This window comes from Clostridium sp. C8-1-8 (assembly GCF_009928445.1).
Lineage (GTDB): Bacteria > Bacillota > Clostridia > Clostridiales > Clostridiaceae > Clostridium_AR.
In genome coordinates this window covers 13,038-28,279 of sequence record NZ_JAABNO010000045.1, presented here as the reverse complement: position 1 = coordinate 28,279, position 15,242 = coordinate 13,038, and the positions used below count along the sequence as shown (strand labels likewise).

Annotated in this window: 14 protein-coding genes; 2 read left to right on the top strand and 12 right to left on the bottom strand. The window is 27.5% G+C overall.

Annotated elements, in window-relative coordinates; all coding sequences use genetic code 11:
* Nucleotides 1–58: 58 nt before the first annotated feature.
* The 5 genes from GXK57_RS24990 to GXK57_RS24970 form a co-directional block, all read right to left on the bottom strand.
* Nucleotides 59–3,781: a hypothetical protein gene (locus GXK57_RS24990; protein ID WP_160680736.1), complete on the bottom strand. Its 3,723-nt coding sequence runs from the start codon at nucleotides 3,779–3,781 to the stop codon at nucleotides 59–61.
* Nucleotides 3,782–4,195: 414 nt separating this feature from the next.
* Nucleotides 4,196–4,495 (bottom strand): hypothetical protein, encoded by a 300-nt coding sequence (locus tag GXK57_RS24985; RefSeq protein ID WP_160680735.1) that lies wholly within the window; start codon nucleotides 4,493–4,495, stop codon nucleotides 4,196–4,198.
* A gap of 337 nt (nucleotides 4,496–4,832) precedes the next feature.
* The gene (locus GXK57_RS24980; protein WP_160680734.1) at nucleotides 4,833–5,045 is read right to left on the bottom strand and encodes a hypothetical protein; all 213 of its coding nucleotides are present in this window, start codon (nucleotides 5,043–5,045) and stop codon (nucleotides 4,833–4,835) included.
* A gap of 23 nt (nucleotides 5,046–5,068) precedes the next feature.
* Nucleotides 5,069–5,614: a hypothetical protein gene (locus GXK57_RS24975; protein WP_160680733.1), complete on the bottom strand. Its 546-nt coding sequence runs from the start codon at nucleotides 5,612–5,614 to the stop codon at nucleotides 5,069–5,071.
* Nucleotides 5,565–6,194, bottom strand: coding sequence for a hypothetical protein (locus GXK57_RS24970; RefSeq protein WP_160680732.1), 630 nt, complete (start codon nucleotides 6,192–6,194; stop codon nucleotides 5,565–5,567). The genes GXK57_RS24975 and GXK57_RS24970 overlap by 50 nt, the downstream gene beginning before the upstream one ends.
* 515 nt (nucleotides 6,195–6,709) lie before the next feature.
* Between GXK57_RS24970 and GXK57_RS24965 the strand changes: the two genes are divergently transcribed.
* Together GXK57_RS24965 and GXK57_RS24960 are read left to right on the top strand one after the other, a co-directional pair.
* On the top strand, nucleotides 6,710–6,922 hold the full coding sequence (locus tag GXK57_RS24965; RefSeq protein ID WP_160680731.1) for a transposase: 213 nt from the start codon (nucleotides 6,710–6,712) through the stop codon (nucleotides 6,920–6,922).
* Nucleotides 6,923–7,060: 138 nt separating this feature from the next.
* Nucleotides 7,061–7,993: an Rpn family recombination-promoting nuclease/putative transposase gene (locus GXK57_RS24960; protein WP_347709112.1), complete on the top strand. Its 933-nt coding sequence runs from the start codon at nucleotides 7,061–7,063 to the stop codon at nucleotides 7,991–7,993.
* A gap of 822 nt (nucleotides 7,994–8,815) precedes the next feature.
* Here the strand turns inward: GXK57_RS24960 and GXK57_RS24955 are convergent.
* The 7 genes from GXK57_RS24955 to GXK57_RS24925 all read right to left on the bottom strand — a co-directional run bounded on the left by GXK57_RS24955 (nucleotide 8,816) and on the right by GXK57_RS24925 (nucleotide 13,918).
* Nucleotides 8,816–9,274 (bottom strand): hypothetical protein, encoded by a 459-nt coding sequence (locus GXK57_RS24955; RefSeq protein ID WP_160680730.1) that lies wholly within the window; start codon nucleotides 9,272–9,274, stop codon nucleotides 8,816–8,818.
* A 28-nt stretch (nucleotides 9,275–9,302) separates the two neighbouring features.
* Nucleotides 9,303–9,602: a hypothetical protein gene (locus GXK57_RS24950; RefSeq protein WP_160680729.1), complete on the bottom strand. Its 300-nt coding sequence runs from the start codon at nucleotides 9,600–9,602 to the stop codon at nucleotides 9,303–9,305.
* Between the two features lie 53 nt (nucleotides 9,603–9,655).
* Entirely contained in the window at nucleotides 9,656–10,780 is a 1,125-nt protein-coding gene (locus GXK57_RS24945; protein ID WP_160680728.1) for a hypothetical protein, read from the bottom strand.
* A gap of 203 nt (nucleotides 10,781–10,983) precedes the next feature.
* On the bottom strand, nucleotides 10,984–11,970 hold the full coding sequence (locus tag GXK57_RS24940) for a CBASS cGAMP-activated phospholipase (RefSeq protein WP_160680727.1): 987 nt from the start codon (nucleotides 11,968–11,970) through the stop codon (nucleotides 10,984–10,986).
* The gene (locus GXK57_RS24935) at nucleotides 11,971–12,420 is read right to left on the bottom strand and encodes a hypothetical protein (RefSeq protein ID WP_160680726.1); all 450 of its coding nucleotides are present in this window, start codon (nucleotides 12,418–12,420) and stop codon (nucleotides 11,971–11,973) included. It lies immediately after the preceding gene.
* Complete coding sequence (locus GXK57_RS24930) at nucleotides 12,407–13,429, bottom strand: cyclic GMP-AMP synthase DncV-like nucleotidyltransferase (RefSeq protein ID WP_160680725.1); 1,023 nt, start codon at nucleotides 13,427–13,429, stop codon at nucleotides 12,407–12,409. The genes GXK57_RS24935 and GXK57_RS24930 overlap by 14 nt, the downstream gene beginning before the upstream one ends.
* A gap of 345 nt (nucleotides 13,430–13,774) precedes the next feature.
* Nucleotides 13,775–13,918 carry a hypothetical protein gene (locus GXK57_RS24925; RefSeq protein WP_160680724.1) on the bottom strand — a complete coding sequence of 48 codons (144 nt, stop codon included), beginning with the start codon at nucleotides 13,916–13,918 and terminating at the stop codon, nucleotides 13,775–13,777.
* Nucleotides 13,919–15,242: the final 1,324 nt, after the last annotated feature.

Below are 15,242 nucleotides of genomic sequence, written 5' to 3'. Positions count from 1 at the left end.
ATTTTAGCAAAGGAAATCATAGTAAACTAGGCGGTAAATCTTTTACGCTTACATATAATTACGCTAAATCGCTATCTTCTAAGTACTCTTGAAGAAGAACAGCTTGCTTACTTTTTTCTTTTATCATAACTTTTTCCTTTAGATACGCTCTATGTTCTATATAATCTAATCCATTAATTGAATCAATCAATTCATTCAAGAAATTTATCTCTTCCTCAATAATAGGAACCTCACTACCCGACCACGACATAAACGAAGGAAAAAATGTTATTTCTTTAAACATATCAATATCACTGTTTTTACTTAATAGATATATAATAAGTTCTTTTTTGTAAAACTTTAAACATTCAGCTATCATCTTAAAAATATCAACTATCTTTTTGGTTTCATTGCAATTTATATCTATATAATTCTTAATCCATTGAAGTTTTCTTTCTTTAACTAAATCATTAGTTTTATCATTATTAATGAATATTTTTTCTATATATCGTCCAGTATACCAGGAATTTCGTTTACTTGAATATTTAACGATAACATCATATGCAAAATCTATAAATTCATCATAGTTATCAAGTTGCCATAATCTATCAATAGCATAGTAAAATTGGTACCTATCATTATCATTAATTATTTTTATTATATACTTATTTAAGAACCCTTTATTGCCTTCTGCTAATCTTATAAATAGATTACCTTTTAAATCTACATGTGAGCTTAATGCAGCTATGTATAAGTTCTCTAAAATAGTAATATTATCTTTAAAAATATTACATATTATCTCTGCTTTTTCATCGTTTATTGCATTTCCTATGAATGCCCCAATTATACGTGCTTCAGATGAAAATTTTCTTAATAATTTACTAGAAAACTCTGAGACTATATCTTTTATAAACTTTTTATACTTTATCAACACATCAAATTTAGGTAAAATTGGATGCCCTTTTTCAATTTGTTCGTTCAATATTTTTTGCATTAATTGAGCATATCTTTTATTTATTGATTCATGAGGAATGCAGCTTAGGAAATCATATATCCACATATTCTTCTGATTGTATTCATAATCCATAATTATTCTCTCGGTCTCTTCAATTCCTATATTCACTAATAGAATAGAGATTTGTTCATCTGCTCTATAATAACATGGTGTATTGCATTCTAAATATGCTTCTACTGCTATTTTATATTGATTCAAATCATCTTTTATTAAGTCAAATACTGTTTCTATACCAGTTTGCAAATGCCAGTCAATATCCCCCTCATTACAATCTAAAATATACTTACATACTCTAAATAGATTAATAAAATCCTTCTGTTTGTAATTATTAATTAATCTATAAATATTTGCTTTTTTCTCATTCTCTTTCTCTTGCCAATCATCTCCATACTCATAATCTAAAATTAAAGCATGATAAATTTTAAAATCCTCATTTAGATTGTATTTTTTTAGAGTCTCTTCTTCTAGATCAAATATCTTACATAACCCTTCAAGATGTCTAAGAACTTTGCATTGAGTTATGGATGGAATTAATATAAAATTAATTATATTATCCTTTATATATTCTAAATCAGCTTTAAAAATACTTTTACTATCATTTCCATATTGTTGATGGGGGTTGAAATTTAATAAGATTCTATCAATAAAATCTTTAAACACCCCTTTTTGGTACAGGTTCCCCAAAATACCCCATATAAGTGCTCTTAATTTATCCAACCCATCTCCCATTTGCAAACTAAGTGTTATAAAATCCACTGATTTGCCACCGTTACTTTCAGTAATATGATATTCATATTTAGTATAACTTTCTATCACATGAAGCATCAGAATAGTAATATTAATATCCTGTCCTTCTTTTGAAGCTTTCCATAAATACTCCACATTTAACATTTCATTCTTATATCCAATTTGATACGAATGGGCATCATATCCTAAGTAGTCTGTGAATAGAAAATAAAAATCCATTACCTCACGTGGTCTCTTCTTAAAATAATATATAATTAGTTCAAGAATTACATTGTAATTATCCGAATACTTAAACTTTCCTAAAATATCAAGATATTCTGATTTAATTGAATGATTATTCATATTCCTTTTAAAATCAAAACTTTGCAAATCGATATCTTCTGTTTCCATATCATCAATTCTCTTTTTAATATAAGCCATAGATTTCTCTTCATTTAATGCATGGAAACATTTTATATACTCGAATTGCTCTTCACTATTATCTATAACACTCCAAACTTCATTGACTTGATCTCTTATATAATTTAGTGCACTTTCAGAATAGAATAAATTTGTTATTGTGCTTAATGCGTAAAGAATTTTATTCTTAAACGATAAAAAGCCATTTTTTATAATCTCGGTGATAGTAATATATCTTTTTTCTATTAAAACATAATATAACAAGTAATTGGCCATGCTCTGATCGCTAATTTTCACAGCCTGATCTAAAAACAAATCTACTATTTCATTTTCATTAAGATCATGGCAGATTAAATAGAAGTCGTTTTCCCCGATACCGTAGTTAGACAATATACTAATAGCTATTCTGTTTGTTTTATACGCTACTGGTCCAAGTAAAGCAATCACAAACGCCACTAAAATCTTACTTCTACTATCAAATATCCTTTCCATAATACCTTCATAATAAAATCTAAATATATCTGTTGAATTATAAATTGAAACATATCCTTTATCTATAGCAATTCTCCCTGCTAGAACTGCTAATCTTGGATTGCCTTTTGCAATTTTTTTAATTTGCCTTAAATATGTTTCATTTTTAATTCCCAAATTACTTTCTAGAATACCAGTTATAGTATCATCGCTTAAAATATGTACTTTTTCTATCTGTGGTATTATTTTATCACGAACTATACCTTCTACTCTGCTTTGAGCGTAGTCTCTTACAGTCATAATTACCTTTATATTGACATTACTTGAAGGTGTAATTACATAATCTAAAACATGCTCTAATTGGGTAGTTTGATTAGCATCATCAATAAATATTAAATAATCTCCTGGATCAGACAAGTAATATTTCAAGTCATTGTATAACATCTGTCCATTATTTTTTATACAAAGTACCTTAGCTCCATATTTTTCTTGATAAAATCTGCATACTTCTAGTACTAATCTTGTTTTACCAACTCCAGAATTGCCAGATACCAAAACAACACTATCTTTTGCTAGTTTGCTCATTAATGAATCTATTTCAGACTCTCTAAATAACAGTTCCATATTAATTGGTGCATTCATGCCATTTTTATCATATAACCTTACAAAATCTTTAATATCATAAATTTGTTGTGTATCTATTGGAATATTTAAAAATTCTGATGCAATTGTAGGATAATGAATTAATAAATCATTAGATACAGTTCCTATTCCTAGTAATGTTATTTTAATGTATTCAATCATATTTTCTAGCATTTCTTGTTGTTCTATATGGATATTAGTCGATGTATAACAACAGATAATTTCTGAAATCTTCATCTTATCTAAATCTAGTTTATCTTTATTAAAGCATGATTTTATATCTTTTTCTATTTTTTCATAGGATGTGCTTTCAACAGTGCCATACATAATCAAAATATATTTCCCATTTTCAAGCTTTACATATGAATCTGGTATTCCTTTAGTCACTTTATTTGTACCTGTATGAGAGCCTAATGGCTGAATATTACTAAAGTTAAACTTTTTACAAAGGTATGCATCCATAAGCTTTTGATACTCTCCACCATCTAGGCTTTGAATTGCCTTTTGAATAGCATTTATTCTACTCATCTTTCCACCTCTTTCAAATTACCAATACATACAATATCTTGTAATCATTCTCTTAACATTATTCTATGATCATGTATAATCTCCTGCAAAATCAAAAATAAAAAAGCATAAAGATTTAAGAAATCTTTATGCTTTCTACTCCATTTTACACCCTAGTTCCCATGATTTAATTTGAATTATTATCAAACTTTATTGTATTCTACAAATGGTTGTAGGTTTGAAAAAAGTTTGATCAAAATAATCTTGCTAAAGCTGATTGTATCGTATAAAAAAGACTAGATTTCGAAAAAAAAGTTTGATAAAGATTTAGTGTTTATATTATTGCAAATTATTTATTTTTATAATAAAGTTTGATCAACAACTCATTTGATATATATAATTTAACTATAAATTTTATCAAACCTGGTTTATGTTCTAAATGATTAGAAAGATTACACTAGTTAATGTATGACTATAGCCCTCTGTAAATCTAGTGTATCCAACAGGAATTAAGCCCTCTTTGTTGCAAAAATCCCTATATTCTTGATGTAAGAGTTTTAGTGTTACACCAACTCTTTTCAGTTCGTTGTGAATGTAGTCATATTCGGATACTTTAAACATTGTTTCTACAGCAAACTTATTTGGGTAAAAGAGACGGTATACTTCATCGTCAGGTTTATCTTTAATGCCATCGTAAAAATTTTCTTTTCCTTTGCGATATTTAGTACATCGCATATAGAAGTTTTTCATATGCCGAGTCCTTGCAATTACATTCTGTGATAATCCTAGGAACTTCCTTAATAATTCTTGTCAAAAGAAACTGTTTTATTAGTGTGAACTATTGGTTTCGAAAAGCGAATCGGTGTCCTCCGATACGTGAAATATTCAACATTTTTTCTTGCAGCACCTTATATATCAATGATTTTAGTTGTCTTATTGGATTGCACAGTAAGATTTAAAATTGTATGGTTTATATTTTTATTTTAAAAAAATATTTTAAAATCTTCTTTCTTAAATACACAAATTTATTATACCTCCAAAAAATGAGCTATATATTAAAATTAATAAATTATTAATCAAACTTAAATCCTTTTATCTGAATCCACTGACTACCATTTTTATAATATACAAAACCTGTTTTAACTAATCTTAACTGAACAATTCTATTATCATTAGCTATTGCCTCAAAAAATATATTCTCATTAATTTCATTTTTATATGCAACGTCTTTAAATTGAAAGTGTTTGATTAATTCCTTTTTAATAAAATCAAATTGTTTGTCCATATGAACACCTCCTTCTTGTATTTTTATTTAATTGTTCTTATTGTTTTATAAACAACATCTGTTATCTTTGATGGTCCATTATCAGGTTGGACATCTTTAAAGGAAATTAGGCTTACAAAACTGATTTTATCAGGAATAACTTCTTGATTGACAATCCATAGTTCATTATTTATTTCAGCATCTGGAACATATTGCTTTATAAAACTACTACTCAACAAGTTATTGCTTTGTACCTTAATTTTATTAAATTCATATATTACAAACTTAGGTAAATTCCCATATACTTGTTTAATTATAAAGTCCTTTAATATTTCATCCCTTCTTGGGATTGCTGATAAACAATTTTCAATGCTATCAGAAACACAGATTCTTCTCATTTTGCTGTTTTCAGATTCTAAAATTTCTTCTTGTATCCGAGGTTCAAATTTATAAATAATATTGTTAGTATCAAAAGATATATGATAAAGCACCCTTCCTCCACCCCCTGCTACTATAATCATTATTATAAGCATAATAATTTTATTGTCTTCCACATATAGGTTTAACTTTGCTTCTAACCTCTTTTTCAAACTGTTCAACCATAAAAAAGATTTCATCATCCTTAAAATCTATTAATTCGCAGTAATATATTCTAAATTTAACATTTTTGAATATATTTGCCCTGTCTAAAAGCCTTAAAGCATATGTACTTTCACAATCATTTCCTGTTATATGCTCATTTATTCTATGCCTTAGGTTTTGATGTTTACCAATATAGAACGCCACCCAATTATCGGCAAAATGATTTATATTCTTTCTTATATTAGTCTTGCTTTTACATATCACTTTATTAATACCTGAAGATTTTTTTAATGAGGATTCATCCCATTTTGTACTTAGAATATTAATAAAGTTATCTCTTTGTTTAGCTTCTGTTATATTTTTTTGATAGCTCCACTCTTTATAAACATTATTAAAATTAGCTTGAAAATAATATATTCCTGGAGTTTCTGGAACTTTATTAATAAATTTTTTAATTACTTCTCCTTGGCTGAGTGAAAACTCAATCTTATAATTTTCTAAATTTTTATATATCTGAGTGATATATATTGATTTTATATCTCGAAAATCTTCTCTAAACTTTTCAAGCGAACATAATTTTTTGTTCATATTATTACTCCTAATTTTCATACGTCAATTATTCATTATTATTTTCTAATTTTATCATAGCATTAATTTTTACGGAATCAATTATTCTATAAGATATTAATATAATAATTGTTATAAGTATTTCAATAAGCCTCAGCTTATGCTGAAACATTTCAATATCGTTGTTGAGTTATAATGAAATAACAGCTAAGCCCATGTTACTTTGTCTCTTCAATATATACTCTAATTATAGCCGAGAGTACTTCCGAATGGAGCTGCTGTCCACGTTGCGGAACAATATCAAAGAGCAAACATTCAAAATATACTAGAAAACTTTCTGATGGATCTTTAGAGGGCTTTCTAAAAATATAACTATTATTGTTAGAAAGTTTAAATGTAGATCTTCTAGTTGTAGCCAGAAAATCTTTACTGAAAGACTACCCTTTGCATCCGCGTACGCAAGAATAACTAATAAAGCTATTAAATTAATTACATTCTTAGCTTTGACAATTAGTGCTGAAAAATTATCATGCAATATGAAAAAGCTAGGTATAAGCATCTCTCATGATACTATATTAAGATTAATAAGAAAGCTACCTAAACACAGAGTTACAATTGATGATTCAGTTAAAAATATAGGTATAGATGATTTTGCATTTAAAAAGAGAAAAAAGTACTGTACCCTAATCTGTAATATGGATAAAAGAATTATTTTAGATATATCGCCAAGTAGGAATAAATCAACATAGCAGATTATAAAATCATATTTTTTAAATCAAATTATATAAAATCCTTTAATGTGTTATAATATACTAAAGTAATATAAATTTAGGCAGTAAAAGTATTATTTGTGGACATAATTACATATATAGTATATTTAAAAGGATGTGATTATAATTAAGGATATAAATAGCATTTTTTATATAAAAGGAACTGATTATGACAATTTTATAATGTCACCTAAGATTGACTTTGTATTTAAGCTTATTTTTGGTGACGAGAAAAATAAGGATATTTTAATTGCATTCCTAAGCGCAGCTCTAAGATTAAATAAGGAAGAATTCCAAGGTATAGAATTCTTGAATACAGAGCTTTTAAGAGAATTCAAAGAAGACAAAAAAGGCATCTTAGATGTTCGAGTAAAAACTAAAAACAGTGAACATATAGATATCGAAATACAAATATTTCCTACAGAATTCATGGCTGAAAGAAGTCTATTCTACTGGTCAAAGATGTATAATAGCCAAGTAAGCCCTGGGGATACATACGATAAATTAAAGAAATGTATTACTATAAATATAGTTGATTTTGAGAGGATACCTCTAGATAAAATACACACTACTTTTCATATTTTAGAAGATGAAACTGGCTATAAGCTTACTGATGTTCTAGAAATACATTTTTTAGAATTACCTAAGCTATCAAAATTAGATCGTATAAAAGATGTAGATGACCCCATACTGGATTGGCTTGAATTTATAGACTCTGATTCAAAGGAGGAAATGGAAATGATAGCTGAAAAAAATGAAAATATTAAAACAGCTTATGAAATATTACAAAGAGTAAGTAAAAGTAAGGAAGCTAGAATGGCTTATGAGGCTAGGCAGGCAGAAATTATGGATCAATTGACAAGGGAAAAGACAGCAAGAGAAGAAGGTCTAAAACAAGGTATTGAACAAGGTATCGAACAAGGTATTGAACGAGGAACTAACCAAAAAGCTATTGAAATCGCAAAAAACTTGCTTGGTCTAATCGATGATGAAACCATTGCACTAAAAACCGGTCTATCTCTTGAAACAGTTAGAAACTTAAAGAATTAGTTTATTATATCCTTAAGACTTAAGCTTTTAAGATATTTTTGTGTTGATTTGAAGAGTTTTGGGTTAAACTCTATCAAATCAACACTATTTTCTTATGTACAAAAAAAGAAGAACTATACCTTCTCAAAATCAGAATGTATAGTCCTTCATATTTATCTTTTATTAGCATTAATGTCCTGTTATAGCTCTATTAATTATTTTGATTCAACTTTTTTCCAAAAGATCGAACTTTTTTACAAACCCACAATGACAAATGTAGGTTTGAAAAAAAGTTTGATCAAAATAACCTGGTTAAAACTGATTATAGCGTATAAGAAAAAGACTAGATTTTGAAACAAAGATTGATCAAAATTTAGTCTTTTTGTTTTTGTAAGGTATTTATTTTTATAATAAATTTTGATCAAAAACACTAGTTTTACTCATTGCTTCAGTCATCATTTAGATAATATATATCGTAGCGAATTACCTAATTTCATTAATCTAAATTATTATCTTCCTTAATTAAATTAATATATTTTTTTATTGATTCGATTAATTGGTATGGAGTTTTTCTAAACTTTACATTGATCGGTTTAAAAAATTCCCTATAATCACTCTCTATTAAAACTATATTACATTTTTGCGAAATAGGTTTTACTATTTTCAAAAGCTTCCTATTTATCCTATTACATGGATTTTCAATGCTATTTCTAAATCATCCAATATTCTTATTGTTAGAAAATCAAATATGTAAATTAGCATACATGTTTTTGATTCTACAAAGGCACTTTTTCTATTTTTTATTAGATTATCATTATTTACTATATTGAACTTCATACGTTTTTATAATTTTTTTAAAAACGTATTATTAAGTTTAAAAAGATCTCTTAACCTATATAGAAGACTCTTATTTCTCCAATAACATTTGGGACATATTGTACCATTCTCTTCTACATAAGCTTCTATAGACATATCTCTATGTGAGCTAGAACAGAGTCTATGTTGTCCATCAGTTATTGTATAATGACCACAGGAATTTTTCGTTATTCTTACTGTATGGTTCTTATCCTGCATACCCAGCACTTTGACTGAATTACATAAAGTTGGACAATAGTGGATGTCACAGTAGTCATATTGATCATATTCTAGAGAGAGCTCGGATTTTCCTAATGTAGTATCCATACTACATTTTCCATTGCTAAGCCTGTAGCAATTATATTCGCTCAATCTAAATTCAAAAGTTTTCCCTTTTGATTTGAAATTACGTATTAACTTATATACATCTGAAGTATCTTCTACCATTAAAGAATCCTTTCCAATCTTACAAATATTATACTAAAATCTTATTTATTCTTTCGATATCATTATCAGTCACAACATTGTTAATAATAAAGTTAGTAGCTTCATGCTTAATAATGATAATGTTTTGTAAATGTCTACATTTTGAAAATATATTCTTATCTATAATTCTATAGTAGTTGCTAGTCTTAATTATAATGCATTGAATTACCCCAGGATCTATCGTGTAATTTTTAGGAATATCTTCATCAAGATTAATTATTAAAAAAAGTACTTTCTTGTACCTTTTACCATTCATTATAGCTATATTGTGCCCATAATATGAATGCATAAAAAGCTCTTCTGAAGAAATTCCATATTGTTCATTTCTATCTATATAATGAGTTAGATTAAAATATGCATCAGGTAAGTAAAATTTATAAATCCGTCATTACTGTCATTAAACCTAGTTCCTACATATAATGGGTACTCTACTCTTGCTTGAAAGTCTAGTCCATCATCTATACATATAGTGGAATTATCAAAGAGTTTATCTGAAAAATAAATTAAAAGTTTTTTTAATAGATTATGCTTTACTGTCAATAACGATACGATAATCTGTCTAATTGAAAAGTCCTTATTAGACATAATCGACGGAGCTGTTACTTCAGCAATATTTTTGTTAAGAACATATAATATCTCATATACGCTTATTTCTAAAGGCGATAGATTTGCTTCATTTTCAATTATGTTATTAATGAATGAAGTTAAATCGTTTCTTTTAATCCAGATAAGTTCATATAATTTATTTTTATATTTATCTTCAGTAAATAATATTAAATCTGCAATGATGTTAGGGAGAGTGACACAATATTCACTAGCTATTCTTTTATATCCTAATACTTCTTTTCTAGAATTCGCATAATTATGTACTTTAGTAAAATCCTTTCTATCAGGCAAGTAACTTGTCAGGATTTTTGACATAATTAAATTAGATGTTGTGTCTATAATAAAATTCTCACCTACTCTATAATTATCATTGTCAAAAGTTTTCGCAATTTTTTGAAATAATGTGTAATCTTTATCAAAAGAATCTAGCATAAATTCATATGAATTATTTTTTTCTTCAATAAAGTTATAAGGTATGTTTATCATTACAACTGGAGATCTATGTAGTTTTATCATAGTCTTACCAGTTCTTCCATCGATCCATAGCATTGGTAAGCAGTAATTAAATGTCTGATTAATATCTTTACTTAGTGATATAAATATACTTTTAGACTTTCCTAATTTTTCTGGAACATCCTTATCTATTGGCAAAATGGCATCTGATTTAATAGAATCTCCAAGTTTAATATGATTAAGTATTTGCTGTGAAATATGTATGTCATTTACATGTCCAATTTCTGAAAAAATATGACTAAGTTTCTCAGGATACTCATCTCCATAACAATCTTGCTGCTGCTTATGCCATGGACATAAAAGGCCATGTTGTGAAATATCTTGCTCATCGCTTCTAAATAAATACATAAATGTACCTCTCGATAAAAATATTGATTAGAATTAAATTCTCATAGTATCAGTATAACGTTATAGTCAGGACTACCTGTAAGCAGGTGTTTTTTACGCTAAAGCATATAATAAAGTTTCATTGAAATTAAAACTTTTTAATGATTTTAATTTCAATGAAACAAAAATACTATTCAATATTTTTTACAATATTCTTATTTGTTTTAATTATTTATTTTATATAATTCAAAAAATTTTCCTTCAACATTTTGATTGTTTCTAAAAGTATCCTTAAAGGAATTATCCGCTTCAAGCTTTAACTCTTCAAGACAGCTCTTAGTTACACAATCTAAACCAATTTTTTTTACTGATGTAAAATTTATTCTTGTTAAATTATCTCCTTTGATAAGATAATTTGCTGTATTCTCAGCTGCATAAGATTGAGCGTTCATAAATACATCTAATAAATTTTCTTTCCAAGACCATAGTCCACCATGTTTAAATATAGAATTATCCCCTGAATATAAACTTTCTCCAGTCCCTATAGAAAGGATTTTAATATTATCCAATTTAATATTATGATGTAATGCTTCAGTAATACCTACTAGTATCGGATTATTAGCCCATAAACCTCCATAAAGTTTGCAGCCGTCTTCCATTGCAGGTGGAAAATATAGCGGGGCTGCTGATGTAGCTTGAGCTACTTTCCACATCTCTAAACTTTGATCCCAATGAAATTTTGTATTATGAGGCGTTTTGTATACTTTAGGTCTTGCTTTGTTATGTTCCAATGACGGGATACACAACATTACATCTGCATCAATCATCTTTTTGTCATCAAAAGTATTAATCAATAACTCAATTAAAGATTTATTTGTGTAAGAATTTCTAAATATCATTCCCGATTTTTTAAATATCTTATTGAATAATGTTGGTTTAAATATCTCTTCTGCATTATCTTCATATAGCTTTGCAATCTTTTCAGCAGGTATACCTACCGATAATCCTAAAGCTATAATACCACCTGTGGATGTCCCAACAATTAAATCAAAAAATTCATTTACTTTTTTACCAGTAGATTTTTCTATATTTGTAAGATATTGAGCAGGAAATAAGCCTCTTATTCCTCCACCATCTATTGATAATATTTTTAAATATTCTCCATTTTTAGGTTTCCAACCTTCTGATTTTATTTTTTCCCAATCTAACATTTAAGAAAATTCCTCCATTTTATATATTCTTTCAATGGAGTTTTGTTTATAAGGCGCTTCTGGCCCCCACCAAACTCCTGAATCTAACCATTTTTCATAATAATATAACCATTCAGAAGTCCAAGGGATAATTGTATCAGCTATTATTGAAAACTTGCTATTATAATCCTTATCTAAAGGATAATATAAACATAGTGATCCATCTGGATAGCAATGAGGACTAGATTTTAAAATCTCTGGTTTTACAATAAATACTTTTGGCGCTTTTTTGTGTCGATAAATAATTTTTACTGTATAGGTATTACTAGAAGGTGTTAATTTTCCTATCCAGTAAAATTCATCTTCATTTCTACAAAACTCAAAGCTTGGAAAGCTTTTTTCTACATTAAGCAATTGCAAGCCTAGTGTAACATTTTTAGGTTTAGGATATATTTTTTTATTTTTCCTCATATTTTACATCTCCATAGAACCTATGTTGAGGAATGACCTTTCCTTCAGTCGTGTTAAATGTACCTGCCGCATTAACGAGAATTTTTCCAGCGCTAATAGCTTGTGCTGTTTCTTCTTCTGGAAGTTCTTTAGGGAATTTTGTATCAAAAATATCTCTCCATTGTTTTATACTTTCGTCTTTATCTTCTTCATCTAAAGCAGCTCTCGCATTAACTGCAAAATTTTCCAATTTTGTTTTAAATATATTATATTTATCTTTATCCCAATCACGCGCTAAATTTTCTCCGTCAAGCGATGGATTTTCAACATATGGTTGTTCCTCATCATCTAAAATTGAATCAATACTTTGAAGCAAGTTTTCTAGTGTTAATACAAGAGTTTCAGCAATAGAATTAGCTGCTACTATATTATTTGCTAATAACGTAGATAGTAGAATTGACTTAGGCGCTGTATCTTTACCAACTTTTAAATCTCTCCAATACTTAACTATTCTTACAACTCTGCTAAGTTTATATGATGCCTCAGCATGTTTTTCATTAAACCAATTTTTAAATCCTTTAGGATTAGTTTCCTGCCATTCATCATCAGATTTACAAGGTATAAGAATATGTTCATCACCAGATGGTTTTGCTGGTACAATGTCCATATGAAAATCTCCTGCATAGTCTATTCTTACGCAACGATCTTTGATTTTAGATTTACCTTTATAAGCAGAATAACTTTCTATGATATCTTTTATTAGTTGTAATGTTTCTTTAGGTTTTTTTTGGTCATCCAGATCAAGTAATAAAACTGCGTCAATATCAAATTCAGAGCTATTCTGAGGTTTTATTGCTGTTCTGGTGGCGTAAGAACCTTGCTGATAAAAATCATTGAATACCTTTTTGAGTTCTTCATGTTCCTTAAAGTTATCTCTCCACGTGCCATAAGCTGAATCAATACGTTGCTCTCTAGTAGGATTTAATCCAATTTCTGAGTCGAATTTTTCAAAGTGTTTTTGTAGTTTCATTAATTTACCTCGATTTAATTTAAAATCAGAGGATTTTTTTAATTTTTATTGAATATAGTATTATGAAATGGTATAATTACGTTCATATATTTATGAAAATTGCAGCTTTAATAAAAACTTAATTGTTGCTAAGTTATATATTGTTTGGTAGAATCCTCTATAAACTAGAAAGCAATATATAAGCCTTTTACAAAAAGTAGTCCAATCTTATAACGACTTATATTTTCTTTATTTTCTCTATTATGGTAAATTAATCACTATTTATCTTAATATTTCTACATTATAGTATTTCTTCATCAATTTTTAATGCATCATAGCTTGTACATATATAAACCGGTAATTTCGCTAGTATTTATTAGTTTTCATTATGCTCATGTTCTTTATAAATTGCTCAAGTATTGATTTACTTATCCTCTGTCTTCCATGTTCATTATAATAGCATTGTGCTGCAGAAACTAAATCAGTCTCTTCATCTATTTTTAATCCCAACTCTTACACAATATATTCTAATAAGGTTTTTCAATCAACATATCTTACACCTCTTGTTGCTTTACACTTAAAAGTAGTTCTCTCGCAATTTTGGTGAAATTATAATATATTGTACTAAACTAAAATAAGCGGTCTTTTTGCTATCCAGATATACATTGAGAATGTAAAATTTCACTTCTTAAAAGGTTAAAATTACACCTTCCATAAGCTTTAGTAATCCAACCATCAAAGTCGAGAGATCAACCTTTAAAATTTTTTAAATTTATCGATAAGATTCTTTAAATTTATTAATTCAGTATATGCTCTACTTAAGATTCTATTGAGATAGCAACATCAGTATTGCTTAGGTTTTCTGCATTCTTGTAGAGAACCTTAATTATTAAGCTTGAATTAATAATATAATTTATCATCTGTTATGTTAAACACCCAAGTTCTTCTTATTCCATTCTCTCTCATATACTAATACAAGTATCGAAGCGAGCCTTCATAAATTGATTTACTTATTTCATCTAAAACTCCTTTTAATTTTCACCATGTTTTGGTAATTTAATAGTATAATTTCTATATTTATCAAGTTAAATTATTCTTTTTTATCACATGCAGCCATTATATAGACCTCCATGATTTCAAATATTCCTTTATAGTGTTTTGCGACATAGAATACTCTCTAGCCAATCCTCTTATACTTATAGATCGATGCTTATGCTCTATTTTTTTAATAATATCCTATCTAGTAGCATTTTTCTTAATATATCTGTCAGTGATATCAATCAAATTTTTTATTAAGTGAAATAGAAACATGTATCGTATTAGGTAATAACTCAGTAATTGTGCCCGAATATTATATTGAGCTAGATCTACTAATTAGACTAATTTGTAGGTGTTTCTTTTAACAATCAAATATTACTTCTTTATTCATACTTGGTAATATATCTAAAATCATTCTTTTGTTCATATCACAAATTAACGTACAGTATTTTTCTCTCTTTTTAAATGTATAATCGTCTATACCTGTATTTTTAACTGAACTATCAATTCTAACTGTGTATTGAGGTAGCTTTCTTATTAATCTTAATACAGTATCATGAGAGATACTAATACCTATCCTTTACATGATATCTGTTACTTTCTAAGCACAATTGCTAATACAAAGAATAGGTTCAATTAATAGCGTTGTTAGTAACTCTTTGAAATACAGACGAAAAAAAGTCTTTCAGTAAAAATCTTTTCCCTATAATATGAATAACACTATTTTCCTCAAACTGACGCAATATTATTATATCTTTCATTTTAATATCTCCCAATTATCAGTTTTGAACTTATT

Coding starts and splice junctions, on each gene's coding strand:
- GXK57_RS24990 (WP_160680736.1), bottom strand. CDS start 3,781: ATGAGTAGAATAAATGCTATTCAAAAGGCAATTCAAAGCCTAGATGGT.
- GXK57_RS24985 (WP_160680735.1), bottom strand. CDS start 4,495: ATGCGATGTACTAAATATCGCAAAGGAAAAGAAAATTTTTACGATGGC.
- GXK57_RS24980 (WP_160680734.1), bottom strand. CDS start 5,045: ATGGACAAACAATTTGATTTTATTAAAAAGGAATTAATCAAACACTTT.
- GXK57_RS24970 (WP_160680732.1), bottom strand. CDS start 6,194: ATGAACAAAAAATTATGTTCGCTTGAAAAGTTTAGAGAAGATTTTCGA.
- GXK57_RS24965 (WP_160680731.1), top strand. CDS start 6,710: ATGAAAAAGCTAGGTATAAGCATCTCTCATGATACTATATTAAGATTA.
- GXK57_RS24955 (WP_160680730.1), bottom strand. CDS start 9,274: ATGGTAGAAGATACTTCAGATGTATATAAGTTAATACGTAATTTCAAA.
- GXK57_RS24950 (WP_160680729.1), bottom strand. CDS start 9,602: ATGCATTCATATTATGGGCACAATATAGCTATAATGAATGGTAAAAGG.
- GXK57_RS24945 (WP_160680728.1), bottom strand. CDS start 10,780: ATGTATTTATTTAGAAGCGATGAGCAAGATATTTCACAACATGGCCTT.
- GXK57_RS24940 (WP_160680727.1), bottom strand. CDS start 11,970: ATGTTAGATTGGGAAAAAATAAAATCAGAAGGTTGGAAACCTAAAAAT.
- GXK57_RS24935 (WP_160680726.1), bottom strand. CDS start 12,420: ATGAGGAAAAATAAAAAAATATATCCTAAACCTAAAAATGTTACACTA.
- GXK57_RS24930 (WP_160680725.1), bottom strand. CDS start 13,429: ATGAAACTACAAAAACACTTTGAAAAATTCGACTCAGAAATTGGATTA.